The sequence below is a fragment of the Flavobacterium chuncheonense genome (genome assembly GCF_042686145.1).
In the GTDB taxonomy this organism is placed as follows: Bacteria; Bacteroidota; Bacteroidia; order Flavobacteriales; family Flavobacteriaceae; genus Flavobacterium; species Flavobacterium chuncheonense.
On sequence record NZ_JBHUPC010000010.1, the window covers coordinates 320,539 to 346,657 of the forward strand.

General features: G+C 34.7%; 27 protein-coding genes. 2 read left to right on the plus strand and 25 right to left on the minus strand.

Features of this window, described 5'->3' with window-relative positions; genetic code table 11:
- Positions 1–41 precede the first annotated feature (41 nt).
- The 4 genes from ACFS5J_RS03365 to recR form a co-directional block, all read right to left on the minus strand.
- Positions 42–1,019 carry an SDR family oxidoreductase gene (locus ACFS5J_RS03365; RefSeq protein WP_379810580.1) on the minus strand — a complete coding sequence of 326 codons (978 nt, stop codon included), beginning with the start codon at positions 1,017–1,019 and terminating at the stop codon, positions 42–44.
- On the minus strand, positions 1,004–3,445 hold the full coding sequence (locus tag ACFS5J_RS03370) for an exopolysaccharide transport family protein (RefSeq protein ID WP_379810581.1): 2,442 nt from the start codon (positions 3,443–3,445) through the stop codon (positions 1,004–1,006). Before ACFS5J_RS03370 ends, ACFS5J_RS03365 begins: the two co-directional genes overlap by 16 nt.
- A gap of 4 nt (positions 3,446–3,449) precedes the next feature.
- Positions 3,450–4,241, minus strand: coding sequence for a polysaccharide biosynthesis/export family protein (locus tag ACFS5J_RS03375; protein ID WP_379810582.1), 792 nt, complete (start codon positions 4,239–4,241; stop codon positions 3,450–3,452).
- 68 nt (positions 4,242–4,309) lie between these two features.
- The gene (gene recR / locus ACFS5J_RS03380) at positions 4,310–4,930 is read right to left on the minus strand and encodes a recombination mediator RecR (RefSeq protein WP_379810583.1); all 621 of its coding nucleotides are present in this window, start codon (positions 4,928–4,930) and stop codon (positions 4,310–4,312) included.
- 73 nt (positions 4,931–5,003) lie between these two features.
- Between recR and ACFS5J_RS03385 the strand changes: the two genes are divergently transcribed.
- Entirely contained in the window at positions 5,004–6,524 is a 1,521-nt protein-coding gene (locus tag ACFS5J_RS03385) for a sodium:solute symporter (protein ID WP_379810584.1), read from the plus strand.
- On the opposite strand, the gene ACFS5J_RS03390 is transcribed toward ACFS5J_RS03385, so the two are convergent.
- Complete coding sequence (locus ACFS5J_RS03390) at positions 6,495–6,851, minus strand: CoA-binding protein (protein WP_379810585.1); 357 nt, start codon at positions 6,849–6,851, stop codon at positions 6,495–6,497. The two genes, ACFS5J_RS03385 and ACFS5J_RS03390, sit on opposite strands and share 30 nt — an antisense overlap.
- Positions 6,852–6,963: 112 nt before the next feature.
- Here ACFS5J_RS03390 and ACFS5J_RS03395 point away from each other — a divergent pair, with 112 nt between their 5' ends.
- The gene (locus ACFS5J_RS03395) at positions 6,964–7,587 is read left to right on the plus strand and encodes a MarC family protein (protein ID WP_379810586.1); all 624 of its coding nucleotides are present in this window, start codon (positions 6,964–6,966) and stop codon (positions 7,585–7,587) included.
- 32 nt (positions 7,588–7,619) lie between these two features.
- Here the strand turns inward: ACFS5J_RS03395 and ACFS5J_RS03400 are convergent, their stop codons facing one another.
- From ACFS5J_RS03400 to infA, 20 genes are all read right to left on the minus strand, one after another.
- A complete protein-coding gene (locus ACFS5J_RS03400; RefSeq protein ID WP_379810588.1) occupies positions 7,620–8,864 on the minus strand; it encodes a sulfate adenylyltransferase subunit 1 in 1,245 nt (414 codons plus the stop codon).
- Positions 8,865–8,866: 2 nt separating this feature from the next.
- Positions 8,867–9,760, minus strand: a complete 894-nt coding sequence (gene cysD, locus ACFS5J_RS03405; protein ID WP_379810590.1) for a sulfate adenylyltransferase subunit CysD — start codon at positions 9,758–9,760, stop codon at positions 8,867–8,869.
- 17 nt (positions 9,761–9,777) lie between these two features.
- Complete coding sequence (locus tag ACFS5J_RS03410; RefSeq protein WP_379810592.1) at positions 9,778–10,503, minus strand: phosphoadenylyl-sulfate reductase; 726 nt, start codon at positions 10,501–10,503, stop codon at positions 9,778–9,780.
- A complete protein-coding gene (locus ACFS5J_RS03415; RefSeq protein WP_379810593.1) occupies positions 10,491–10,724 on the minus strand; it encodes a DUF2061 domain-containing protein in 234 nt (77 codons plus the stop codon). Before ACFS5J_RS03415 ends, ACFS5J_RS03410 begins: the two co-directional genes overlap by 13 nt.
- A gap of 69 nt (positions 10,725–10,793) precedes the next feature.
- Positions 10,794–11,204 carry an RrF2 family transcriptional regulator gene (locus tag ACFS5J_RS03420; protein WP_379810595.1) on the minus strand — a complete coding sequence of 137 codons (411 nt, stop codon included), beginning with the start codon at positions 11,202–11,204 and terminating at the stop codon, positions 10,794–10,796.
- Between the two features lie 2 nt (positions 11,205–11,206).
- Positions 11,207–12,145, minus strand: a complete 939-nt coding sequence (gene ctlX, locus ACFS5J_RS03425; RefSeq protein WP_379810598.1) for a citrulline utilization hydrolase CtlX — start codon at positions 12,143–12,145, stop codon at positions 11,207–11,209.
- A 1-nt stretch (position 12,146) separates the two neighbouring features.
- A complete protein-coding gene (locus ACFS5J_RS03430; protein ID WP_379810600.1) occupies positions 12,147–13,061 on the minus strand; it encodes a dimethylarginine dimethylaminohydrolase family protein in 915 nt (304 codons plus the stop codon).
- 125 nt (positions 13,062–13,186) lie between these two features.
- The gene (locus ACFS5J_RS03435; protein ID WP_379810601.1) at positions 13,187–14,470 is read right to left on the minus strand and encodes a citrate synthase; all 1,284 of its coding nucleotides are present in this window, start codon (positions 14,468–14,470) and stop codon (positions 13,187–13,189) included.
- A 158-nt stretch (positions 14,471–14,628) separates the two neighbouring features.
- Complete coding sequence (locus ACFS5J_RS03440) at positions 14,629–17,223, minus strand: T9SS type A sorting domain-containing protein (protein ID WP_379810602.1); 2,595 nt, start codon at positions 17,221–17,223, stop codon at positions 14,629–14,631.
- A gap of 85 nt (positions 17,224–17,308) precedes the next feature.
- Positions 17,309–18,070, minus strand: a complete 762-nt coding sequence (locus tag ACFS5J_RS03445; protein ID WP_379810603.1) for a LytR/AlgR family response regulator transcription factor — start codon at positions 18,068–18,070, stop codon at positions 17,309–17,311.
- 28 nt (positions 18,071–18,098) lie between these two features.
- Positions 18,099–20,060 carry a tetratricopeptide repeat-containing sensor histidine kinase gene (locus tag ACFS5J_RS03450; RefSeq protein ID WP_379810604.1) on the minus strand — a complete coding sequence of 654 codons (1,962 nt, stop codon included), beginning with the start codon at positions 20,058–20,060 and terminating at the stop codon, positions 18,099–18,101.
- A 146-nt stretch (positions 20,061–20,206) separates the two neighbouring features.
- Positions 20,207–21,499: a phosphopyruvate hydratase gene (gene eno, locus ACFS5J_RS03455; RefSeq protein WP_379810605.1), complete on the minus strand. Its 1,293-nt coding sequence runs from the start codon at positions 21,497–21,499 to the stop codon at positions 20,207–20,209.
- 13 nt (positions 21,500–21,512) lie between these two features.
- Complete coding sequence (gene carA, locus ACFS5J_RS03460; protein WP_379810607.1) at positions 21,513–22,619, minus strand: glutamine-hydrolyzing carbamoyl-phosphate synthase small subunit; 1,107 nt, start codon at positions 22,617–22,619, stop codon at positions 21,513–21,515.
- A gap of 132 nt (positions 22,620–22,751) precedes the next feature.
- Entirely contained in the window at positions 22,752–23,234 is a 483-nt protein-coding gene (gene rplQ / locus ACFS5J_RS03465) for a 50S ribosomal protein L17 (protein WP_379810608.1), read from the minus strand.
- A 61-nt stretch (positions 23,235–23,295) separates the two neighbouring features.
- The gene (locus tag ACFS5J_RS03470; protein WP_379810609.1) at positions 23,296–24,288 is read right to left on the minus strand and encodes a DNA-directed RNA polymerase subunit alpha; all 993 of its coding nucleotides are present in this window, start codon (positions 24,286–24,288) and stop codon (positions 23,296–23,298) included.
- Positions 24,289–24,308: 20 nt separating this feature from the next.
- Positions 24,309–24,914: a 30S ribosomal protein S4 gene (gene rpsD, locus ACFS5J_RS03475; RefSeq protein ID WP_379810610.1), complete on the minus strand. Its 606-nt coding sequence runs from the start codon at positions 24,912–24,914 to the stop codon at positions 24,309–24,311.
- 88 nt (positions 24,915–25,002) lie between these two features.
- On the minus strand, positions 25,003–25,386 hold the full coding sequence (gene rpsK / locus ACFS5J_RS03480; protein WP_379810611.1) for a 30S ribosomal protein S11: 384 nt from the start codon (positions 25,384–25,386) through the stop codon (positions 25,003–25,005).
- A gap of 9 nt (positions 25,387–25,395) precedes the next feature.
- Positions 25,396–25,770, minus strand: coding sequence for a 30S ribosomal protein S13 (rpsM, locus tag ACFS5J_RS03485; RefSeq protein WP_379810612.1), 375 nt, complete (start codon positions 25,768–25,770; stop codon positions 25,396–25,398).
- Between the two features lie 2 nt (positions 25,771–25,772).
- Positions 25,773–25,889 (minus strand): type B 50S ribosomal protein L36, encoded by a 117-nt coding sequence (gene ykgO / locus ACFS5J_RS03490; RefSeq protein WP_002987490.1) that lies wholly within the window; start codon positions 25,887–25,889, stop codon positions 25,773–25,775.
- A 10-nt stretch (positions 25,890–25,899) separates the two neighbouring features.
- Complete coding sequence (gene infA, locus ACFS5J_RS03495; protein WP_014387717.1) at positions 25,900–26,115, minus strand: translation initiation factor IF-1; 216 nt, start codon at positions 26,113–26,115, stop codon at positions 25,900–25,902.
- Positions 26,116–26,119 lie beyond the last annotated feature (4 nt).

The following is a 26,119-nucleotide window of genomic DNA, read 5'->3' on the forward strand; positions in this document are numbered from 1 at the left end:
ATCAACAATATTAAATTAGTTTTAACCAATCATTAAAACAATTATTTTAAATTTTCCCAATACCAACTTATAGCTTCTCTCAACCCCTCTTTCAATGAATATTTTGGATTATAACCTAACAATAGCTTTGCTTTTGAAATATCCGCTAATGAATGAGAAATATCCCCAACCCGACTAGGACCATAAATTACGTTAACTTCATTTATTTCTGGATCATAAAAAGTTAAATTTAATTTTAACTCTTTCACTAAATCATTTAAAGTAGTTCTATCTCCAAAAGCTGTATTGTATACAGTATTAATGGCTTCGGTATCATTAGTTAACATTGCTAATTCATTCATTTGAATCACATTGTCTATATAGGTAAAATCCCTTGACTGACTTCCATCTCCATTAATAATAGGATTTTCATGCATCATCAACTGTTTTACAAATAGTGGAATCACCGCAGCATAAGCTCCATTAGGATCTTGCCTTCTTCCAAAAACATTAAAATAACGCAACCCAATTGTCTCTAAACCATATGTTTTACTAAAAATATCTGCATACAATTCATTGACATATTTAGTAATTGCATATGGTGATAATGGTTTTCCAATTATTTTCTCCACTTTAGGTAAATTTTCAGAATCTCCATAAGTTGACGAACTCGCTGCATATACGAATCTTTTAATCCCTGCATCACGAGCTGCTACCAACATATTTAAAAAACCTGATATATTCACCTCATTTGATGTGACTGGATCCTCAATTGAGCGTGGTACGGAACCTAAAGCTGCTTGATGCAAAACATAAGTAACCCCTTCTGCTGCCTTTTTACAATCTTCAAGATTTCTGATATCTCCCTCAATCAATTCAAAATTTTCATTTTGCAACAAGTGCTCTATATTATGCCTATGTCCCGTTGCAAAATTATCCAAACAAGTAACTGCATACCCCTTTTCTAAAAAATAGTCACATAAATTGGATCCAATGAAACCAGCCCCTCCAGTAATCAAAATTTTTACTTTTTTCTCCATTTCCTCATGATTTTTTCCCATCTTTTGGTTTGTTGTTGATCTTCTAGATACGCTTCTTCATAACCGTAGCCGTAGCCGTAACCATAGCCGTATTTCGCTTTGTTTTGGAATCCGTTTAACACGATACTAATGTTGTGTAGTTCCCCGCGTTTGTGCTTTTCATTTACTACACTTAGCATTCCTTTTTTGGTGAATCCTTGACGTGTTACATACAAGGTTGCATCACAAAATTGTGCCAGTTCTAATGCATCTGCCACTAATCCAACTGGTGGTGTGTCTAAAATGATGTAATCGTATCGTAATTTCAACTCGTCCATCATCTCTTTTATGGCCTCTCCCATTAATAATTCTGATGGATTGGGCGGAATGGGCCCTGAGGAAATTAAATCCAAATACGGGATATGTGTGGACTGTATTACTTCTTCAATGCTTTTTTGCCCAATTAAATAATTTACCACTCCCGTTACATTGTCCACGTTGAAATCGCCAAAAATTCTCGGTTTGCGTAAATCCAAACCAATAATGATGGTTTTCTTTTCACTAAGGGCAAAAACAGTTGCTAAATTAATTGAACAAAAAGTTTTTCCTTCTCCACTTACTGAAGAGGTCAACATTACAATTTTTGCACCAGTGTTTTTTTGCTTTTTGTACAAAAACTGGAGGGAAGACCGTATTGCTCGGAAGGATTCTGCCAATGGCGTTTTAGGCCTTTCAAAAACTGATAAATTACTCTCTGTATTCTTCTTCCCTACAACTCCTATAATTGGGATTTTGGTTAACTTTTGTATGTCGTCAACCGTATGTAGATTGTTGTCCAATAAGGTTCCGATGAAAATAATCACAAAAGGAATTACAATTCCTAAAATTGCTGCCAAAATATAATTAACACTTGTCTTTGGTCCTCTTAATCCTCCCCCCACATCTTTTGCTGGATCGATGAACTCGATGTCGGAAATATTCGCTGCCTTTACAATTTCAGCTTCACTGCGTTTTTTTAAAAACGTATTGTAAATATTGTCTTTTAAATCGTATTTGCGTGTTATTTTAAGGTGCTCTTGCTGCAACTCTGGCAACTCGCTTACTTCTCCTTCAGTGATCCTTATGTTCCGGTTTACAATTTCCAAATCAATTAAAGTAGCAGTTTTGACACTTGCAATATTCTCCAAAAGGACCTTTTTCACCGCTTCCATTTCTACATCAAATTCAGTAAAAAGTTTATTACTCTTTACCGCATATCCCATTTCTGCACGTTGTCCCGATAACTGAATTAAACGCGAGACATTGGTTAAAATATTAGGATCATCAATTCCAGCAACAGCAGGAGCCGGTAACTTTGAAAAATCAGTACTCTTGTCTAAATAGGACTTTAAATAATTCAGATATTTCAGTTTGCGATCAATTGACTCCTTCTGAGCGTCATAATCTGTCAATTTCTCCGTCAGTTGTCCTCCACTTCCTTTTAATTCGAACACATTTTTACCCCTTCTAAAGTCTTTTAATTCGTCTTCAGCAGCCTTCAATTGGGTTTCCATTTCTAACAATGTACTATCAATAAAACTGATTGTATTGGTTGCAAATAAATTTTTACTATCCAATTGATTTTTACGCAACACCTCAACAGTTGTGTTCAAAAACTCTACTAAACGATGCTTGTTTGTTCCATTTAAACTTAAAACCACAACCGAAGCCGCTTTCATATCTGCCGCAACATCTACACCTTTGTAACGCGCTACAGTACCGTTAAAATCTTCAAATCGGATGTAGTATTCTTGGTTGGCATAATTTGTTGCATCGGGTTTCAAATGCAAGCGCCCGTGAAAGAACGGCAACTGTATTTCTTGGTCAATACCGTACTTTTTCACGAAAAGCGTTTCCCCCATATCGATTTGACTTCTGGAATTATCGACATAGTGTACTAAAGTTCGTGTAGGACTTTCTCTAAAATCAACGCTTAACTCGTACTCCTTATCCGATACAAATTTAATTTTTATCAGTCCACCTAAAAGTTGCCCTTTGTTTTTGTCTATTTTCAAATAAAAAGGTGCCGTACCGTATACATCTTCATAATTGTACTTTCCCTGTTTGAGATAGCTGATGTAATATTCCAACTTATCCACCACCACCTCATTGTGTGAACGTGATTTTAAAGTGGTGATGACCGTTTGCACTTTATCGGACACGCCTCCCCAGTTGAACACTAAACTGGTGTTTGAGGTAAAGAAAGGATTGTTTTCGTCTTTTACCACAATAAAAGATTCCATCCCGTATACCTTTTCTTTTCGGATGTTTACATTATAGGCGATGGTAAAGGTGATGATGCAACACAGCACAAACCACTTCCAATTGGCTAGTAATTTTAGTAAAAACCCTTTAAAATCGAAACTTGACTGACTTTCTAAAAAGTTAAAATCTTTTGCGTCTAACATGAGGTTACAAGTTTCGGGTTAGTAAAATGGTTGTGGTAATTAATGACAAAGCCGTCATGATAGTCCCTACACTTTGCATAACGGTAGTACCGGTACCCCAAGACTTTTGACGTAGCGGCTTAATGTAAATATAATCGTTTGGTTGCAGGTAGAAGGCTGGTGAATTCACCGCGTCAGCATCCGTTAGGTCTAAATAGTAGGTTTCAAAACCATGTGGCACTTTGCGTATTACTTGCACATTTTTACGATCTCCTGTAAAGGTAATATCTCCGGAATTGGCAATAGCCTCCATAATGTTTGCTCGGTCTTTGAAAATTACTTGTGTGCCTGTACTTCCAATTTCCCCATTAATCGTATAGCTTAAGCCTGCCATTTTAACATTGACAAACAAACGGGCTTGCGTATTGAAATATTCGTCTAATAATCTTTTTTCTATGGTGGTGCGAATTTCCTCTGTGGTATAGCCTAAAACGTTTAACTCCCCTAGAACCGGAATTCTGATATTTCCATGATCGTCTACCGTGAATCCGTTAAAATATAAACTCTGTGCCGAATTTTGATTTTGATTTCCAGTTGTAGAAGGCGTAAAAATATCGACCAATTTCTGATCCAATGCTTTGATGGTTATACTTAACACATCATTGGTTTGTACACGATAGGGTTTCGTATTGGAAGGATTGATTTCTATGGAATTCATTTTTTCGTTTCCTTTTTGCAAATAAACCAGGTCTTTATTTGGGATACAGGAAACCGATAAAAGGGAAATGATAAGGTATACGAAAAAAAATTTCTTCATTTTCATCTGTTTAGGAAACAAATATAGTTTTTCCCCTTCAATTTTTGAAACTCTACACTAAAAAAGCCCTAAACTTGTTTGATTGCTTTTTCAAAAGGGATTCGATGTATTAAACTTCGGCCTAAGGTTACCTCATCGGCATATTCCAATTCGTCTCCAATAGCAATTCCTCTGGCAATGGTTGACGTGATAATATTGCATTCTTGAATTTGCTTGTAAATGTAAAAATTAGTGGTATCGCCTTCCATGGTAGAACTGAGTGCAAAAATGATTTCCGTGACCGCCCCCGACTTTACTTTTTCTACTAAAGTATTTATATTCAATTGGCTCGGTCCTACTCCTTCCATAGGATTAATTTTACCGCCTAATACATGATAGTGTCCTTTGAACAAACCTGTATTTTCGATTGCCATTACATCGCGTACATCTTCTACCACGCAAATTACTGATGCTTCTCTTGTTGTATTGTTACAAATTTCGCAACGTGTTGCATCCGCAATGTTGTGACAATTGCTGCAGTACTGTATTTCTGAACGCAACTTGGCTAAGGATGTTACCAAAGTTTCCGTTTGTGTATTAGGTTGCTTTAACAAATGTAACGCCAAACGCAGGGCTGTACGCTTTCCAATACCCGGTAACTGCGCAATTTCATTTACAGCGTTTTCCAATAATTTAGACGGTAATTCCATGCTTACAAAAATACAAAATATGCACTACCAAAAAATATATTTATTCTTTTATCTTTGTTGCAAATCAGTCGTTATGCAACCCTTTTCCATTATACTTTTAATTCTCGGTTATTTTTCAATTCTTGTTTTGTTTTCGTATTTTATCGGAAGACGATCTAGTAGCAACAATGATTCTTTTTTTAAAGGTAACAAACAATCGCCATGGTACTTGGTAGCCTTTGGAATGATTGGAGCATCACTATCTGGGGTGACTTTTATATCAGTTCCGGGATGGGTTGAACATTCTCAGTTTAGCTATATGCAAGTCGTTTTGGGTTATATAGTGGGGTACTTTGTTATTGCTACCGTATTACTTCCTCTCTATTACCGCTTGAACCTGACTTCTATTTATACGTATTTAGAGGGTCGTTTTGGTCGCTTTTCTTATAAAACAGGCGCTTCTTTCTTTTTGCTTTCCCGCATAGTGGGAGCTAGTTTTCGTTTGTTTTTGGTGGCCAATGTCTTGCAAATTGTATTATTTGACGCACTAGGAATCGCTTTTTGGCAAACGGTGACCATTACCATTTTACTGATTTGGCTGTACACTTTTAAATCGGGGATTCAAGCTATAGTCTGGACGGACACTTTGCAAACGCTGTTTATGCTTATTGCACTTGGGGTAACGCTTTATTCCGTTTACGATGCTTTGGCATTAGACAGTGGCTCCCTTATTCGCTATGTATCGGAAAGTTCCCTTTCTAAAACTTTCTTTTTTGATGATATTAAATCGAATCACTACTTCTGGAAACAGTTTATTTCCGGTGCCTTTATTGCCATTGTGATGACGGGGCTTGATCAAGACATGATGCAAAAAAACTTGACGTGTAAAACGTTGAAGGATGCACAGAAAAACATGTTTTGGTTTACCATTGTTTTAACCATTGTCAATTTGATTTTTTTGGTCTTGGGTCTTTTGTTAACAGCTTATGCCCAACAATATGGCATTGACGCGCACCGCGATGATTTGTTCCCCGTTTTGGCTAAAGATTATTTGGGTACTGGTGTTTTTATTTTCTTCCTACTTGGTTTGATTGCTGCTGCCTATAGTAGCGCTGATAGTGCATTGACTTCGTTGACTACTTCGTTCAGTATTGACATCTTGGATATTGAGAAAAAATACGACGCTGTTACACAAGTAAAAGTTCGTAAACAAATTCATGTTTTGATTTCGCTTATTTTAGTATTGGTGATTATCACTTTTAAATATTTGATACAAGACGCGAGTGTTATTTCAAAACTGTTCACTTTTGCTGGGTATACGTATGGACCGCTACTTGGCTTGTACAGTTTTGGTTTGTTCACCCAATGGAAGGTTAAAGATGTTTTTGTTCCCGTAGTAGCCATTTTGGCTCCTATTTTGACTTATCTCATCAGTATTTCCTCCACACTGTATGCGTATTACACGCTTCCTTTTACTGATTGTACTAACAGTAAGTGGGAATGTGCCACACAATACGCGCAAGCGCATTACTACCAGTTTGGTTTCGAATTGTTGCTTTTGAACGGTTTGCTGACTTTTATTGGATTAATATTGATTCGTCGCCAACAAGACTAAGGTACACGAAACCTCATATTGGATATTATTAGCCGACAATAACGCATAAAACTCTGGATTTTCGGTACCCGGATTAAAGATTACACGTCGGGGTTTTAAGCTTATGATATAATCATAATATTCCACTTGATGCCTCGGATTGATGTATAGTGTTACGGTATCTACTCCATGAAAAGGTAGTTTTTCTGTTTCAATCTTGATGTCCATCGCCATACCCGGTTCCTTCCCTATTGCTACCACTTGATGGCTTTTCCCAATTAAATTTGAAATGGCTTTGTACGCATAGCGTTCTTTGTTTGTGGTGGCTCCAATAACTAAGGTTTTCATGACGACTATTTTTTCATAAATTTAATTAAATTTAAATATTAATCATAACTTTGAAATAACAATATTTTAAAACACCTTAACCCTTTGCGGGTTTACCTTTGCAAAAAAACTTATGGAATTATTTATTTATGTATTCGCCGCGTTATTTTCGGTACTGAACCCTTTAGGTGCTATTCCTATTTTTGTGGGACTTACCCAAGACGACACCAAACAAGAGCGTTCTCGAATTTCCTTATGGACTGCCCTTAATGTATTTATCATTCTGGTTATTTCCTATTTCATTGGAGAGTATGTATTGGCTTTTTTTGGCATCAGTATTGATGCTTTGCGTATTGCGGGAGGAATTGTAATTGTAAGTTCTGGTTTTGCCCTGTTAACAGGAAACTTCAGCAAAAAAAGAGGTGTTAATAAAAAAGTCACCAAAGATGCCCGTCAGCGCAACGATATTGCTTTAAGCCCATTAGCCATCCCCATGCTTGCGGGACCCGGCTCTATGTCGTTATTGATTGCCTTGTATCAAGAACACACTAGTATTTCGCAAAAAATCATTACTTGTATTGCTATTTTTAGTGTGGCTTTGGTCATCTTTATCATTTTAAAAAGCGCTCATTATTTATCCCGTATTTTAGGTGCTTCTGGTATTGTTGCCATATCGCGTATCATTGGTTTTATTGTAATTGCCATCGGTATACAATACATCACGAGTGCACTGGTCAATATTTTCAAAATCGTATAAAAAAATCCCAAACCTTAGGTTTGGGATTTTTTTTAACTTAGAAAACCCACTGCTACTGTATTGTTGGTTTTCGGATCAATCATAATAAAGGATCCGTTATTTTTATTGTTTGCATGTTTATCTAGAAAAAGTGGTTTTGCCAATTTCAAACTGATCGTTGCTATATCATTCAATTGCACCGCTGTGACCGCTTCGTTTGATATAGCCGTTTCAGGCGCAATGGTGTTCCCAATATTTTCTACTTTACAAAATTCTACTCGTGCTCCTGATTGTATGTAGTATTTTAACTGTTGCTGTAATGGTTTTTCATCCAGCCACACGATTTGTGCTGTTAACTCTTTTGCAAACAAGCCTTCCTTTTCCTCTTTTACGAACATGTTGCCTCTGCAAATATCAATTTCATCGTTTAAGAGCAATTGAATGGATTCTCCTTTGGTGGCTTTCTCCAATAGTTGGTCAAACTTTCGAATTGCTTTTACTACTGATTTTTTCCCTGACGGCAAAACGGTAATTGTATCACCTACCGCTATTGCACCAGAGGCAATTCGTCCGGCATAAGCACGGTAATCTACAAATTCCTCATTTTGGACATGGTATACTTGTTGGACATCCATTCGAAACTCTTCCATCTGGTAGGGTTTCTTCTGAAACTCGTGTAACTTTTCGGAAACGGTACCACCCGGATACCAATTCATATTTGATGATGGCTGCACTACATTATCCCCTTTTAAGGCACTAATCGGTATAATTGCAATGTCTTGTTCCAAATACTCCCATTGCTGTATCATTTTGTTGATGTCAGCGGTTATTTGCCAATACACCTCTTCACTATAGTCTACCTTATCCATTTTATTGATGCAAAATATAATACCCGGTAATCGCAATAAGCGGCTGATAAAATAGTGTCGGTGGGTTTGTTCCAACAATCCTTTTCTGGCATCAATTAAAATAATAGACACCTCACTATTGGAAGCTCCTGTTACCATATTCCGCGTGTATTCCACATGACCTGGACTATCGGCAATGATAAACTTTCTGGTATTTGTAGCGAAATAAATATGCGCGACATCGATGGTAATTCCTTGTTCGCGTTCGGCTATTAAACCATCCGTTACCACCGAAAAATCAAGATCTTCCAATCCTTTTTCTTGGGTTTTGCGTCTTACTAATTCTTCTTGTTCTATGGTTAAAGCGTTGCTGTCGTATAACAAACGACCTATTAATGTGCTTTTCCCATCATCTACACTTCCTGCTGTATTTATTTTTAGTAACTCCATTTTTAAAAGTACCCTCCTTTTTTTCGTTGTTCCAATGCTGCTTCTGATCGTTTATCGTCTATCCTTGCTCCACGTTCTGAAGATTTGGATGCTTTGTTTTCATTTTGAATTGCTGCTACAGTTGTCGCTTCCGAATACATGGCTGCCGTACAGGTCATGTCTCCCACTGTACGAAAACGTACTTGCCCAGTAACCAATTCATCTGTATCCACAATATTTAAATATTCTGAAAAGGCTAAAATGGCTCCATCACGTTTTACCAATTTACGGTGGTGTGCAAAATAGATGGATGGCAATTCTAAATTTTCCTGTTGGATATAGCTCCACACATCCTCCTCTGTCCAATTGCTTATTGGAAAAGCCCTTACGTTTTCACCAAAGTTGATTTTCCCATTTAAAATCGTAAACATTTCGGGACGTTGCTTTTTGGCATCCCACTGTCCAAAATCGTCTCTTACCGAGAAAATTCGCTCTTTGGCTCTTGACTTCTCTTCATCTCTGCGCGCCCCTCCGATACAAGCGTCAAAACCGAATTCTTCAATTGCATCCAATAGTGTAACGGTTTGCAATGCATTTCTACTGGCGTATTTACCCGATTCTTCCTGCACTTTATTTTCATCGATACTGGTTTGCACATAGCGCACAATTAAATCCACCCCCAGTTCATTTACCAATTTATCTCTAAAATCAATGGTTTCTGGAAAATTATGTCCGGTATCAATATGCAAAAAAGGGAATGGTATTTTAGCCGGATAGAAGGCTTTTTGTGCCAATCGGGCTACCGTAATGGAATCCTTACCACCTGAAAACAATAAAACCGGTTTTTGAAATTGTGCGGCAATTTCTCTCAAAATATAAATGCTCTCGTTTTCTAATTCTTCTAAATGATTACGCATTATACTTGTTTTAAAAATTAATTATTTCGATTGGCTTGCCCATGCAAGCCGCATTCTTTTTTACTCGATTCCCACCACCATCGGCCTGCTCTGAAATCTTCGCCTTCAGCAATTGCACGTGTACATGGTGCACAACCGATACTGAGATAGCCTTTTTTATACAGGCTGTTAATGGGAATATTGTGTTGCGCTACTAACTCTTCCAATTCTACTAAAGTCATTTCTAGCAATGGATTGAACTTGATTACCTTATTGGTATCGTCCCATTCCAAAAACTGCATGGTTTCTCTATTATTAGATTGTTCGGCACGTAAACCCGTAATCCAAATCGCGGTTCCTTGTAAAGCCGTTTGTAATGGCACTACTTTTCGAACATGACAACACTTTATACGACTTTCCATACTGTTGTAAAAACCATTTATTCCGTCAGTCGTTGCATAATTGCGAACGTCTTGTTCTTGCGGATAATACACTTTGAAATCTATTGCTGGGTATTTGTCTTGCGTTTTTTGAAACACTTCATAAGTCTCGTTGAATTGTCTTCCTGTATCCAAAGTAAAAAACGAAACTTCCGCTGCATGTGGGTACAATATGTGCGTCAATACTTGATCTTCAATCCCGAAGGAAGTGGAACATTTTTTTATACCTGAAAAATCTTGTAACACAATCTTAATACCATCCGTTACGCTGACATCTGCCAAACGCGCATTGTAATCGCTTAATTTCTTTATTATTTCGTCCATCTTGCCCAAATTCTTTCGTGAATAAAATACAATATCATTTTTGTAAAAACCTCAAATCCTCCTATGGAAAATGCAACAGTAAAACTGCCCGTCATCCAATAGGAAATTGCCATAGTATCTAAGGTTCCTAGCAATCTCCATGTCAAGGTTTTAAAAACCGAAATTTTCACTTCTTTTCCCCAAGATGCCTGTTTCTTTGATAGTATACTCTCTAAAATCATTTTGATTTTTAATTTTTTTCAAATATACAATTAATCCATAGACTTAGTAGATTATTGAAATAAATTTTTTTACTGCGATAAATCGAATAAGGATTTATGTTCCAAAATTGCCAATGCATTATCGCGAACTTGGATCATAATTTTATTAAGAGAACAGGTTTCTTCACTAGGACAATCGTCGCATTTTTCATAAAAATTTAAGCTTACACAAGGCAACAAAGCAATAGGTCCGTCTAAGATACGGATGATCGTTGCCATTTTAATTTCCTTCGGATCTTTCAACAAATAGTAGCCTCCGCCTTTTCCCATTCTGGAACCTACAATTCCATTCTTTTTTAAATCTAACAGAATAGCCTCTAAAAATTTTTTGGAAATATTCTCGTGTTCCGCAATCTCAGAAATCAATACGGGCATTGATTTAGCTTGCTTGGCAATATAAATCAATGCTTTTAATCCGTATTTCGTCTTTCTGGTTAACATCTTTATTCTGCTTTTGGTAAAAACACTTCTGCCATCATACAACGTGCACTTCCACCACCACAAGCTTCAATGGTATCTAAACTTGCGTGAATGATTTTACAGTGTTTTTCAATTTTATCAATTTGCGATTGGGTTAAACTTTGGTAGGCCGCATTACTCATTATCAAAAATAATTCATCATTTACTCCACGTACTTGTAGCATGTTACCTGCAAAATTGTTTACTTGCTCTTCTGTGATCAAGATAACATCTTTACCACTTTCTTTCAAGCTCGACAACACCATTTTACGTTCTGCTTTGTCGTCAATACAATCGGCACAGATAACCGCAAATGTTTCTGCAATACACATCATCACATTGGTATGATAAATGTGTTTACGCTCTCCATCAACTGTTTGAAATGCTTCAAAAATTACTGGTGAATACTCAAAATCCTCACAAAACTCGATAAATAGCTCTTCGTCAGCACGTGGCGATAACGCACAATATGCTTTTTCGTTTTCTCTATCCAATATTATACTTCCCGTACCTTCTAAAAAAATATTATCTTCTTCGGCAGATGTATAATCCATAATATCATTGATTTGAAAACCTTGATCCTCCAAGATATCCAAAACATCTTCTCTACGTTCTAAACGACGATTTTCTGCAAACATAGGATACAATGCAACATCCCCAGTTTCGTGAAAAGACACCCAATTGTTTGGAAAAATACTATCTGGGGTATCAGGGTTTACCGTATCTTCCACTACAATCACATTCACTCCAACAGCACGAAGTTTTGCTACATAGGCATCGAACTCTTCTTGTGCTTTTGCATTTACCGTTGCTGGTAATAAACCATCTAACACTTTTTGATAGTAGTTGTTTACAGCCGTTTGTTCGTTCATGCGGAAAGCCACAGGACGAATCATTAAAATTGTATTAGTAGTCTGACTCATCTTAATCTCTTATTAGTGGTAATGTTGAACATCGTAATAAACCTTCTTGTTTTGCAATTTCTGCATATGGTATTTCCTCTACGGTAATTCCTTTACTACGCAACCAATTGTTTAAACGTGTAAAGTTACGTTCTGAAACGACAACATCTGGCGCGATTGAGAAAATATTCGAATTCATATGGTACATTTCCTCTCTTTCAATGTGGAACAAATTCTCCATTCCGAATAAGTTTACCAAATACATATAATCTGACTCTTCTCTGAAACCACTCTTGTAAATAATTCCTAAATTATCGCCTACTGGTTGGAAACAACAATCTAAATGCAACGCATTATCACGTGGTTCTATTTTTGATTTTACCAAATCAAACTCTTTTACAATTTTGTTTGGAAAAAGTGCTTTCAAATAATTTACCCCTTCCATATTGGTACGTGCTGTGATGTAATCTTTATAATCTGAACCTTTATACGTCCCAATAAAAAGATGATCGTTCCATACCATAACATCTCCACCTTCGACATGTACTTCTTCTGGTGGACGTACTACTTTTTTAGGATCTATTTGATCAATTACATACTGAATAGCCTCTAATTCTCTTTCGCGATCCGGCAATATATTTGCTTTTATAAAAATATCATCTATAACAAATCCAATATCGCGGGCAAAAATTTGATTGTAATTTTCAATTACTTGTGGACGAAATACCGTAACATTATATTTTTGAAAAACTTGATTAAAAGCTTCCATCTCTTTTACCATATCCGCCTCTACTGGATAGGTACCCGCTTTAATATGTTCTAGCGATTTGGGATCGTATGCCTCCTCGATTGTTGGTGTTGGCCCATTACTCTCAGCAGTTCCAAGCACTACCGCTCTTAACCGAGCGCTTTCATTTTTTACATTTAATTGTAACATAGTTTTGGCTTTTATTAGGTCTATCTTTTGCCAGTTGTGCAACAAAGATAACAAAGCCCTGAATAGAAAAAAATTTCTCTTATATAAAAAAATCCTGATTGCTCAGGATTCTTTTATTCAATATTTTATCTGTCTTGTATGTTTTTGAATGCTCTTGAAGGAGAACCTGTATACACTTGACGTGGACGTCCGATTGGTTCTTTGCTTGTACGCATTTCTTTCCATTGTGCAATCCAACCTGGTAAACGACCAATTGCAAACAACACTGTAAACATTTCAACTGGAATACCCATAGCACGGTAAATGATTCCTGAATAGAAATCTACATTTGGATATAAATTTCTTGCTTTGAAATATTCGTCTTCTAAAGCTACTTTTTCCAATTGTTTTGCAATATCCAATAACGGATCATCAACACCTAAAGCTGTTAATACATCGTCTGCCGCTTTCTTAATAATTGTAGCTCTTGGATCAAAGTTTTTATACACACGGTGACCGAATCCCATTAAACGGAATGGATCATCTTTATCTTTTGCTTTCAATACGAACTTCGCAACATCACCACCATTATCGTGGATTTCCTGAAGCATTTCTAATACCGCTTGATTTGCACCTCCATGTAATGGCCCCCAAAGTGCAGAAACACCTGCAGAAATTGATGCAAATAAACCTGCATGAGAAGAACCTACGATACGAACTGTAGAAGTAGAACAGTTTTGTTCGTGATCTGCGTGTAAAATGAACAATTTATCTAAAGCAGCCACTACTTTACTGTCCATTTTATAAGGTCCAGTAGGTAATTCAAACATTAAACGCATGAAGTTGTCCACATATCCTTTCGTATTATCATAATAGTTCAAAGGATACCCCATTCTTCTTCTGAATGTCCACGTTGCAATAACAAGGAATTTACCCATTGTTTTACAAACTGCCTCATACATTTCTTTTTCGTTTTCAACATTAACCGATTTTGGGTTGAATGCTGTTAACGCACTTGTAAGCGCTGATAACACTCCCATAGGGTGTGCTGTTCTAGGAAAACCTTCTAAAATGGTTTTCATTTCTTCATTTACAAGCGTATATTTTCTAATATCGTTTTCAAATTTTTCAAGTTGAGCACTTGTTGGTAACTCTCCAAAAACTAACAAGTAAGAAACCTCTAGAAAGTTTGCTTTATCCGCTAAATCTTCAATAGCATATCCTCTGTATCGTAAAATTCCTTCTTCACCATCTAAGAAAGTAATTGCACTTTTACAAGAACCTGTATTTTTATATCCTGGATCAATTGTGATAGCACCTGTTGCTCCACGCAACTTTTCTATATCGATAGCAACTTCATTTTCTGTTCCTACAATTACAGGAAACTCATATTTGTTGCCATCAAGCTCTAATACTGCAGTTTTTGACATATTTGTAAATCTATTTTTTAGAATTTTTTTTTAATGAACTTTGCGAATTTAATGAATATTACTGTAATTCTAAAAGATTTAAGAATAAATTATGCTTAATTGATATAGCAAAAAAAAACTCGCAATTTTCAATTGCGAGCCTTTGTTAAATAACTAAACTAATTAATAATGATTTTTTCTACATACTTATATTTAGGGGTTACTACTCGTATAAAATAAATTCCTTTCGAGAATCTTTCAACATCAAAACTAACTTTCTCAGCATCAATCTTTTTAACCATAACCAACCTTCCTTGCACATCATACATTTCCAATGAACTTATAGTTTCATCAGCTGAAATATTTATAAAATCACTTACTGGATTAGGGTAAATGGTTATTTTTTTATCCCCCACAAACATTTCACTTGCTAGGTTTTGAAAAATTGTACTCTCAACATGCGTACTTAAAGGAGCATCATAACCAAAATAAATTGTTGCCTTTTTGGATACTGAATCATTAACATCCAAAGTTTCTTGTGATTGCAGTTTCAGTAGTATATTTCCATGCCCTCCTGTGTCCAAATAAATTGATTGCAAAATAATTTCAATGATATTATTTTTTACCCTAATAACTGCGTCGTGAGAACTTTCTAATAATTGCAAAGTATTAATGTCAAATTGCAAGGGATTAACTTGCAACTGCACCACAATGTTTTCAACAGTAGCAGTTCCCGTATTTTCAAAATTTACAACATAATGCAAATAATCTCCTATCAACGAAGGTGGTGCTATTGTACCTTCAATGCAGTATACATCATTAGGATTATACGAACTTACAACCTTCTGATTATAAGAAAAAGAATTATCTGCAACAGTTTCATCACCTGCTTGCGGATATACGTTTACATTAAATATTAAAATATCATCAACGGCAACTGGATTCACAGCAGCAGCAGAATTAACATTCAACTCTACTATGATACTTCGACTTTCAAAAGGCTCCAAATTTGCAAAATTCCACTTCAGCAATCCATTTGTTTGAGAAGAAAACGGGACACTACAAGACACCAGAGTCATAAGATCTGGATTATACGAAAAACTTACACCATCAAGCTGACTCATGGTTTGATTCCCTTTATTCTTATATACAACTTTATAAACCGCATTGAAACCTGGTTGTGCGGGAACTATTGGTTCAACAACAACTTCCAAATCTTTTTTTATGCCATTTGCCTCTAAACAGAAATTTTGTGTTGTGACTGTGCTGTTTATTGATGAAAACACAACATTTGAAGCAATAGGGTTTACAAAGAAATATGAGGGATGTTCTAATAATGGCACCATTTGATAACTTCCTGGAGTTTGCGTATAATATTTATAAATCCCTTGCGTATTGGTATAACAACTAGAATCCGAAGGAACATTATTGTAACTCAATTTCATCCCCACATAACGCGTCATGCTATCACCCACATCACATCCATTTCCATCGGCATCAAATTGCGCATGACCAGTAATGGTATTATATACCCCACCTGGAGTAAATGAACAATATGCATTACAAACCGTGCTTGTTAAACCATTACTATTAAGTTCGCTTTGCACCATTTGTATTTTATCCGTATCTGCGCAAACAAAATCAAGGTTTTGACATAAATACAAACTTAAATAACCTAATGCTCCATTTTTTAAATTTAAATAATCGAGATATGGATTATTTAAAGCGTTTACATTTTCTACATAAATATTATTTGAAATATCAAAGCTTGTCAAATTGGTATTCAACAAAACAACCGATTGAAGATTATTAAATACACTCACATCCATACTGGTTTGAACACCTCCACAAAATTGCAAAGTCACCAACTCTTCAGGACTCGTTAAAACTGTAAAATCTAAAGCAGCCAAGCCATTATTCCCAATCAAAAGTTCTTGTATATAGTCTAAAGGACTTAAATCAACCGATGTAAGTAAATTACTTTGACAACCTAAAGACAACAGAGCTATTGGTCCATTTAAATCTAAAACTGATAATTGATTGACACCACATTTTAAATTTTTCAATGCAAACAATGTACTTAAATCTAAAGCTGTAATTTGATTTCCTGAACAACTTAAATTTTCTAAATTGGATAATCCCGTAACATTTAAAGAGCCAAGACTATTATATTCACAATATAAATCAATTAATTGATTAAAAGTGTTTACTGCAAGAGTAGTAATCGCATTGTATCCACAATATATTTTTTTATAATTTGCAGCACTATTCAAACTTAAAGTTGTCAAATTATTACTTTGACAATACAAATATTCCATAAGTGCTAAATTTGACAAATCCAACTGCATCAATTGATTAGATCTTGCATTTAAAAAAGTTAGTGTGGTTAAATTACTTAAATTTAAACTAGTAATTTGATTATTATTACATGCCAAATAATTCAAGTTTATCAAATTTGACACATTTAAACTGCTTAACGCATTATTTCCTATTTCTAACTTTCTTAGATTTTCAAAAGCTTCTATTCCCGTTGCGCTACTAATATTAGAATAAGGCACTTTTAAACCATACACTAATAACGCTTCACTCTCCTGAATTTCACCATCGTTATTTAAATCAATTTTTATATTATTATTATTACTATCAGTAGCCGTTTGCAAATTAGAATTGGCTTGTAATAATTTAGTTTTAAAATTAACATCTGGTATATTAACTATCTGAGCTTGAAACAAAGCTGTTGCAAATAAAAACAAGCAGAATAGTATTCGTTTCATTATCATAAGAATTTATATAAAAATAGTATCATTATCTTAATAATCATTAGTGAATGAGTAAACTAGCTATTTGAATTAGAATTCGCTAGAAACTTTTCAATATTTCCTGTAATCGTTCTTTTTTTCGTTGTGAAATCGGCAAATGGCTATCATCAGCCATTATCACGTACCCGCCATCTTTTTTTATATACGATTTCAAGTAATTTAAATTTATCAAATGGGATTGATGAATACGTTCAAATCCATGCTCTGTTAATAATTCTTCATACTCTTTCAATGTCTTCGAAATCAACAAAGGCTTATTATTTTTTATATAAAACTTTGTATAATTATCTGCGCTTTCGCAACGAATAATATCACTAATATCAAAAAGATGTATACCTTCCGAAGTAGACAGCGCAATTCTCTTGAAATTATCTACTTTTTTTCTGATATTTTCTAGCAATAAATCGATATGCGCGTAATCGTTTGACTTATCTAAAACAGATTCTATTTTTTTTATAACTTTCTGAAGCTCATCCGGATCAACTGGTTTTAGTAAAAAATCTAATGCACTAAATCGAAATGCTTTAATGGCATATTGTTCGTGCGCCGTTATAAAAACAATGTTTGATTTAATAGCGCCGTTTTTATGTGCTACACGATCTAAAATATCAAACCCCGTCCCATCGTTTAATTGAATATCCAAAAAAACAACTTGAGGTTGTAATGCATCCATAACTTGAATTCCTGTAGCTACACTATCCGCTTCTCCGACAATTTTAATTGCTGGTGCAAAACGCGCTAATAGGCTTTTCATACCATCTCTTAAATTTTTATCGTCGTCAATTAAAATTGCTTTTATCATTTATTATCTATTTCAAACCTTAAATTCATTATTGCGCATATTGTAATGGCAATGTTAAAACTACGTTGGTACCAAGACTTATATTTCGTTCAACCCGCTCATTAATTTCCAAAGTAGCTGTTTTTGATGTTGTAGAAGCAATCATCTCCAAACGCTTTTGGATAATATCCAGTGCCATTGACTTGTGAGCAATAACTGAACCTTCTTTATTCTTTTTGGATTGATTAATCCCTACACCATCATCTATCACTTTACATATCAGCATATCGTTTACTATTGAAAAATCTAAAAGTATTGAACCAATTCCTTTATTCGGAATAACCCCATGAATTATCGCGTTCTCAACAAAAGGCTGAATTATTAGGGGTGGCAAAGCCACATCATCTTCTATCTCATCACTCTTGTGTATCGTAAAGTTAAACTTATGATTAAAGCGAAGTTGTTCCAATTCTAAGTAATTTCGTATACTCTCTATTTCTTTATCAATAGGTATTAAGGTTTCTTTTGAATACTCTAACGTTAATCGCATTAGCTTTGAAAACTTAGCCAAATATTTAATAGCCGAATCGGTACCATTTTGCACAATAAAACTAGATATCGACCCCAAACAATTGAACACAAAATGAGGATTCATTTGCAAATGCAATGCCTTTTGTTCGTATTCTGCTAATTCTTTTTGTAACGTAAAACGTTTTTTAAGCTGCATTCGATTAAAAATCAAAAAACCTACACTGAATAGTAAAATTGCAATTAAAGTTCCATACAACAGCTTCATTTTCAAACTCTCCGACTCTTGCTTTAAGCGCAATTCCTTTTTACTATTCTCCTCACGTTGAATGATTTCTTTTTTATCAAACTCATAATTCATTTCTGCTTCTACAGCTTTACGAATATTTTCCTCGTTTGTTAAACTATCCTTTGCAACTGAATAGCGTTTTAGATGCAATAACGCATTAGAAACATCTCCTTGCTTTTCATAAATTGTGCTTAACAATTTTTCCGCCAAAACTTTTTGTTCCAATACATCAACTTCTGTCGCCAATACCAAGGCCTTGTTTACCACTTGTAAAGCATCATGAAGTTTCTCTTTTCTAAGATAAAATTGGGCGATATAAATATAGGTATCCGTAAGTCCAAAACGATCTCCAACTTTTTCAAAAGTAACTATGGCACTTTTCCAACTTTCAATGGCTTTATTTGAATTACCACTTTGCTCATAATAAAGCCCCATATTATTATACCATTCGCCTAAAGCCCTAAAATCTTCATTTTTATCCAGACTTGCTTTAGCTAAGTTATAATATTCAATCGCTTTTTCATTATTTTTTTGACTAAAATAAATATTCGCAATATTAGTAAAAGTAATTCCTATGTTAGAATCACTCAAGCGTTCTTGTATTTTCTGCGCTTTTATGAAATATTCCAATGCTTTAAAATATGTACTTTGCGCTTTATACACAACACCAATATTGTTGTAAATTTTAGCACAATTTTCTTCTTCTTTTAAATTTTCATACAATTTCACCGATTTCAAATAGTATTGTAACGCTTTGGGATAATTACTCTGTTCTGAAAAAACAATCCCCATAGTTCCATAGGTTTTAGCTAATCCCATTTGCACTTCCTCAGCATTTGTATTTGAAAGCTGAATGTCTTCAAAGACACTTTTGGCCAAAATAAAATTATCCATAGCTAGTTTATAATCGCCCGTAATAATATTCGAAACCCCAATATTCAAATAGGCATAGGCCTCTTCATTATGGTATTTTATACGTTTTGATAACAATAAAGCATCATTTGCATATTGCACCATTTTTTTAGGATCAAAATATTTATATTGATTAGCTAAAGCGTTAAGTGTTTTGGCCTTATCAATATCATTTTTCACACTTTTCAATTGTAACTCTAAGCTATCCAAAACAACGTTATTTTGAGCTTGCAAAACAAAAGAAAGGAATAAAAATAAAAAAAGTGTTAATTTAGTTCTCATTATGCGAGTGTTGTAAAACAAATGTAATATTTAGTTTTATTAAATTTCATGTGCTTGAGAATTTGCTGCATTTGAATTAGAATTTAACGCATAAAAAAACACCTACTTAATTTTAAGCAGGTGTTTTTTTAATATTCTGTGGTAAATTATTTTACTTTGAACGCTTTCTCTTGAGGAAAATAAGCTACTTGTGCCAATTCTTCTTCTATTCTAAGTAATTGATTGTATTTTGACATACGATCTGAACGCGATGCAGAACCCGTTTTGATTTGTCCACAATTCAATGCAACTGCCAAGTCTGCAATTGTATTGTCTTCTGTTTCTCCAGAACGGTGACTCATAACTGAAGTATAACCTGCATTATGCGCCATGTTAACAGCAGCAATTGTTTCGGTAAGTGTTCCGATTTGGTTTACTTTAATTAAAATAGAGTTAGCAATACCTTCGTTGATTCCTCTTGACAAACGCTCTACGTTCGTTACAAATAAATCATCCCCTACTAATTGTACTTTATCTCCAATTTTTTCGGTTAATAATTTCCAACCATTCCAGTCATCCTCATACATTCCGTCTTCGATAGAAATAATAGGATATTTTTGTGCTAATTCTGCTAAATAAGCGGCTTGCTCTTCAGATGTTCTGATTTTACCAGTTTCGCCTTCGAACTTAGTATAATCGTATTTACCATCAACATAAAATTCAGAAGCAGCACAATCTAAAGCAATCATGATATCATCACCAAAAGTATAACCTGCATTTTCAACAGCCAACTTAATCGAATCTAAAGCATCTTCTGTACCTCCAGCCAAATTTGGTGCAAAACCACCTTCATCACCTACAGCTGTACTTAAATTTCTATCGTGTAAAACCTTCTTTAGGTTGTGGAAAATTTCAGTTCCCATTTGCATTGCATGTGTAAAATTACGCGCTTTAACTGGCATAATCATAAACTCTTGAAATGCAATAGGCGCATCTGAATGTGAACCTCCGTTGATGATATTCATCATTGGAACTGGTAAAGTATTAGCGGAAACACCACCAACGTAACGGTATAATGGCATTCCTAATTCATTTGCAGCAGCCTTAGCTACAGCCAAAGAAACACCAAGAATAGCATTTGCTCCTAAGTTTGATTTATTAGGCGTACCGTCTAATTCAATCATCGTTTTATCAATAGCATTTTGCTCAAAAACTGACATTCCAACGATTTCAGAAGCAATATTAACGTTTACATTGTCAACAGCTTTCAAGACACCTTTACCCATAAATGCTTTCCCTCCGTCACGAAGTTCTACTGCTTCGTGCTCGCCTGTTGAAGCACCACTTGGCACAGCAGCTCTACCTAAAACGCCATTTTCAGTAATTACATCTACCTCAATAGTTGGGTTACCTCTAGAATCTAAAATTTGTCTAGCATGTACTTTTATAATAATACTCATTATAAGCTATATTTTATTTTGATGATTTAATATTTTCTATGAATTGATCAAACAAGTAAGAAGAATCGTGTGGTCCTGGACTTGCTTCTGGGTGATATTGCACTGAGAAACAATTTTTAGATTTCATACGCATACCTGCCACTGTACCATCATTTAAATGTTGGTGTGTCATTTCAAAATCTGGGTGATTATCTAAGTCCTCTTTTACAATTGCAAAACCATGGTTTTGAGACGTAATTTCACCTTTACCTGTAATTAAATTTTTAACTGGGTGATTAATTCCTCTATGACCGTTAAACATTTTATAAGTTGAAATTCCGTTAGCTAATCCAATTACTTGGTGACCTAAACAAATTCCAAAAAGGGGTTGGTTTTCCGCTAAAATATCACGTGCTACTTGTTGTGCAGAAGTCAATGGTTCTGGATCACCAGGTCCGTTTGACAAGAAATAACCATCTGGGTTAAAACTTTTCAAATCAGCATAAGTTGCATCATATGGAAAAACTTTTATATAACAATCTCTTTTAGCTAAATTGCGTAAGATATTGGTTTTAATACCTAAGTCTAAAGCTGAGATCTTGTATGTTGCATTTTCATCTCCAAAGAAATATGGTTCTTTAGTAGAAACTTTTGATGCTAACTCTAATCCATTCATGTCAGGAATATCGTTTAACATCTGCTTTAACTCTTCAATTGATTTACCATCAGTTGAAATAACAGCATTCATTGCCCCATTATCACGTATATAGCTCACTAAAGCACGTGTATCAACATCTGAAATTGCGATTAAATTTTGCTTTTGAAAATAATCGAATAAGCTTTCTGTTCCTTTATCTCTAGAATAGTTGAAACTAAAGTTTTTACAAACTAATCCAGAAATTTTAACACCATTTGATTCTACTTCTTCCTCATTTACTCCATAGTTACCAATATGAGCATTTGTAGTTACCATTATTTGGCCAAAGTAAGAAGGGTCAGTAAAAATCTCTTGATACCCTGTTGTTCCAGTATTGAATGCTACTTCACCAAAAGTAGTTCCCTCAATACCAATTGATTTACCATAAAATATTGTTCCGTCTTTAAGAAGTAAAACGGCTTGTGAACGATTTGAATATTTCATTTACTGTTGTGTTGTTGAGTTTGCAAATTTAAAGCAAAAAATTGACAAAAGAAATCTTTAAAATGTATAGATATAAAAAAAGGATAAACTTTAAAAAGTTTATCCTTAATATAAAAAATCATATTATCATGATTATTCAGTTGCTTCAGTGTTTTCAGAAGTTTCAGCAGCTGGAGCTTCAGTAGCAGCATCCGCTTTTTTAGTTCTACCACGACGAGTAGTTTTCTTAACTTCTTTTTTACCACCGTTATAAAGTGTGTTGTAATCTACTAATTCGATCATCGCCATATCAGCGTTATCTCCTAAACGATTACCTAACTTAATGATACGAGTGTATCCACCTGGACGATCACCTACTTTTACAGCAACATCTCTGAAAAGTTCAGTAACAGCATATTTGTTACGTAAGTAAGAGAAAACAATACGTCTGTTGTGAGTAGTATCTTCTTTTGACTTTGTTACTAAAGGCTCAACAAACTGTTTTAAAGCTTTAGCTTTAGCAACAGTTGTATTAATACGCTTGTGCTCAATTAATGAACATGCCATATTAGCCAACATAGCCGTTCTATGTCCTTTTTGACGGCTTAAGTGATTGAATTTTTTTCCGTGTCTCATGACTTTCTATTTAGCCTTCATCTTGCTGCAATCCGCTTTGGAGAGCAAAATATGAAGTAATTTATTCTTTATCTAATTTGTATTTACTTAAATCCATTCCGAAGTTAAGACCTTTAGCAGCTACTAATTCATCTAGCTCTGTTAAAGATTTTTTACCGAAGTTACGGAACTTCATTAAGTCATTTTTGTTGAAAGAAACTAAGTCTCCTAGTGTATCTACTTCAGCCGCTTTTAAACAATTTAACGCTCTCACTGATAAATCCATATCCACAAGTTTAGTTTTTAACAACTGTCTCATGTGTAATGATTCTTCATCATAGGATTCTGTTTGAGCAATTTCATCAGCCTCAAGTGTAATTCTCTCATCAGAAAACAACATAAAGTGGTGAATCAACGTTTTAGCTGCTTCAGTTAAAGCATCCTTTGGATGAATTGATCCATCTGTAATGATTTCGAAAACCAACTTTTCATAGTCCGTTTTTTGTTCAACACGATAGTTTTCAATTGCATACTTCACATTTTTTACAGGAGTGTAAATAGAATCTGTAAAGATAGTACCAATAGGTGCGTTTGCTTTTTTGTTTTCTTCAGCTGGAACATATCCTCTACCTTTTTCGATAGTTAATTCCATATTGATAGTTGTTTTACTATCTAAATTACAAATTACTAAATCAGGATTCAAAACTTGAAAACCTGAGATGAATTTTTGAAAATCACCAGCAGTAATTTGCTCTTTTCCAGAAAGTGCGATAGAAACAGACTCATTATCTATATCTTCAATTTGTCTTTTAAAACGAACTTGTTTTAAGTTTAAGATAATTTCTGTTACATCTTCTACAACACCTGAAATAGTAGAGAACTCATGGTCAACTCCTTCTATTCTAACAGATGTGATAGCGTATCCTTCAAGAGAAGAAAGTAAAACTCTTCTTAATGCATTACCAACTGTCAATCCGTAACCAGGTTCTAAAGGTCTGAATTCAAACTTACCTTCAAAATCGGTAGAATCGATCATGATAACTTTATCGGGCTTTTGAAAATTAAATAATGCCATATTTCGACTAAAGTCAATTATTATTTGTTATACAACTCAACGATTAGTTGCTCTTTAATATTTTCTGGAATTTGAAGTCTTTGAGGAACAGCTACAAATGTACCTTCTTTAGTATCATTATTCCATGTAATCCACTCATAAACTTGAGATGAATTTGATAAAGAACGCTCAATAGCTTCAAGAGATTTTGATTTTTCACGAACTGCAACCTTATCACCTGGTTTAAGGTGGTAAGAAGGAACGTTTACTAACTCTCCATTAACAGTAATGTGTCTGTGTGATACAATTTGACGAGCAGCTCTACGAGAAGGAGCAATACCCATTCTGTAAACTACGTTATCTAAACGTGCTTCACATAATTGTAATAAGATCTCACCAGTTACACCTGATGCAGCAGAAGCTTTTTCGAATAAATTTCTGAATTGTTTTTCTAAAATACCATAAGTATATTTAGCTTTTTGCTTTTCCATTAACTGAACAGCATATTCAGATTTTTTACCTCTCTTTTTAGCTAAACCATGTTGCCCTGGAGGGTAATTTCTTTTTTCGAAGGCTTTATCATCTCCGAAGATTGCCTCGCCAAATTTACGAGCAATTTTTGTTTTTGGACCAGTATATCTTGCCATTTCTAAATTAAATTAAGGTAGGGATTATGAATTCAGGTCTAAATTAATCCTTCGATAATCGTATACCTACCTTGGTTATACTAATAAATTATACTCTTCTTCTCTTTGGAGGTCTACATCCATTGTGAGGCATTGGAGTAACGTCGATGATTTCAGTTACTTCGATTCCACTGTTGTGAATTGAACGAATCGCTGATTCTCTTCCGTTTCCTGGACCTTTAACGTAAACTTTTACTTTTTTAAGTCCAGCTTCTAACGCTACCTTAGCACAATCTTCAGACGCCATTTGAGCAGCATATGGAGTGTTCTTTTTAGAACCTCTAAAGCCCATTTTACCAGCAGAAGACCAAGAAATAACTTCACCTTTCTTGTTTGTTAAAGAGATGATGATGTTATTAAAAGTTGCACTTACGTGTGCTTCTCCTGTTGATTCAACTATAACTTTACGCTTTTTTGCAGTTGCTTTAGCCATAATTACTTATTATTTAGTTGCTTTTTTCTTGTTAGCAACAGTTTTACGTTTTCCTTTTCTAGTTCTAGAGTTGTTTTTAGTTCTTTGACCTCTCAATGGAAGTCCAGCTCTATGACGAATACCTCTTTGACATCCAATATCCATTAAACGCTTAATGTTCAATTGAATTTCTGAACGTAACTCACCTTCGATTTTGAAATAAGAAACAGCTTCACGAATAGCACTGATTTCATCATCATTCCATTCTTGAACTTTTTTATCTTCACTAACTTGAGCTTTAGCTAATATTTCTTTAGCTCTACTACTGCCAATACCAAAAATATAGGTTAAAGCAATAACTCCTCTTTTCTGTTTAGGTATATCTACCCCTGCAATTCTTGCCATAATTATCCTTGTCTTTGTTTAAATCTAGGATTCTTTTTGTTAATCACGTATAATCTTCCTTTTCTACGTACTATAATGCACTCGGCACTTCTCTTTTTTACTGATGCTCTTACTTTCATTTTACTAGCTTTAGTATCTATATGTAATTCTTGCTTTTGATAAATCGTAAGGGCTCATTTCAAGTTTTACCTTATCTCCTGGTAACAATTTAATGTAATGCATACGCATTTTACCAGAAATATGAGCAATTACAACATGTCCGTTTTCTAATTCTACTCGGAACATTGCATTAGATAATGCTTCTACAATTGTTCCGTCTTGTTCTATTGCTGATTGTTTTGCCATAAAT